The 1434-nt window shown below is 63.4% G+C and carries 2 protein-coding genes; both read left to right on the forward strand.

What is annotated here, in order from left to right; all coding sequences use genetic code 11:
• Positions 1-967: ABC transporter permease (locus EN893_RS33865; RefSeq protein WP_164901374.1), on the forward strand; the 967-nt coding region annotated here is incomplete at its 5' end.
• A 28-nt stretch (positions 968-995) separates the two neighbouring features.
• Positions 996-1434, forward strand: a 439-nt coding sequence (locus EN893_RS33870; RefSeq protein ID WP_164901375.1) for an SMP-30/gluconolactonase/LRE family protein, incomplete at its 3' end; no start/stop codon positions are given.

Genomic DNA, 1434 nt, shown 5'->3' on the forward strand with positions numbered 1-1434 from the left:
GGTCTACGGGCTGGTGATCCTGACGGCGCTGCTCATCCTGTTGTTTTCGATCCTGCTGCCGAACACCTTTCCGACCCTGCTCAATTTGCGCTCGATCATCTCCGACAAGGCGATCATCGCCCTGCTGTCGCTCGCGGCGATGATTCCGATGGCGTCCGGGCGCATCGACCTCACCGTCGGCTACGGCATCGTGCTGTGGCACATCCTTGCCATCAGCCTGCAGACCATGTTCGGCGTTCCGTGGCCGCTGGCGGTGATCGTCGTGCTGCTTCTCGGCGCTGCAACCGGCTTCCTCAACGGACTGCTGGTGGAAGTCGCCCGCATCGACTCCTTCATCGCCACGCTCGGCACCGGCACCGTGCTCTACGCTCTGGCGCTCTGGCACACTGGCGGGCGGCAGGTCGTCGGCGTGTTGCCCGACGGCTTCTATGCGCTCAACGGCACGATGGTGTTCGGCCTGCCGATCACCGGCCTCTATGTCTTGGCGATTGCCGTCTCGCTGTGGATCATCCTCGAATATCTGCCGATCGGCCGCTACGTCTATGCCATCGGCGCCAATCCGAAGGCTGCTGCGCTGAACGGCATTCCGGTGCGCCGCTTCGTCATCGGCGCCTTCATTTCGTCGGGTTTCCTGACGGCACTGACAGGCGTCCTGCTCGCCTCCAAGCTGCGCATCGGCCAGGCCAGCGTCGGGCTGGAATATCTTCTGCCGGCCCTGGTCGGCGCCTTTCTCGGCTCGACCACCATCAAGCCTGGACGCGTCAATGTCTGGGGCACGATGACGGGCGTCGTCATCCTGGCGGTCGGCATTTCCGGCATCCAGCAGTTCGGCGGCTCTTTCTTCGTCGAACCGCTGTTCAACGGCGTGACGCTGCTCGTCGCCATCGGTATTGCCGGCTACGCCCAGCGCAAGCGCGGCGCGGCGCACAGGGCCAGGACCAAGACCGCAGAGCAGTCCTCGAAGTGACCAGCCGAACCATCCCGGGATCCATGAAATGAGCGACTACGAGATTCTGGACGACCGCTTCCGAAAGCTGACGATCGGGCATGCCAAGCTCGAACGGCTGTGGACCGGCAGCCGCTGGGCCGAGGGGCCGGTCTATGTTCCCGCGGCAAAGCATTTGCTGTGGTCGGACATCCCCAACGACAGGCTGCTGCGCTACGACGAAAGCGACGGTTCGGTCAGTGTCTTCGAAACCCCTTGCAACAACCAGAACGGCCACACGCTCGATGGCCAAGGCCGCGTCGTCGCCTGCGAGCATCGCGGCCGTCGCGTCTCCCGGCTCGAACATGATGGGCGCTGGCAGCCGCTTGTCGAAACCATCGACGGCAAGCGGCTCAATTCGCCCAACGATGTGGTGGTCAAATCCGATGGGACGATCTGGTTCACCGATCCAGTCTACGGCATCGACAGCCACTATGAAGGCATGATCT

This window comes from Mesorhizobium sp. M7A.F.Ca.CA.004.04.2.1, assembly GCF_004022825.1.
Taxonomy (GTDB): domain Bacteria; phylum Pseudomonadota; class Alphaproteobacteria; order Rhizobiales; family Rhizobiaceae; genus Mesorhizobium.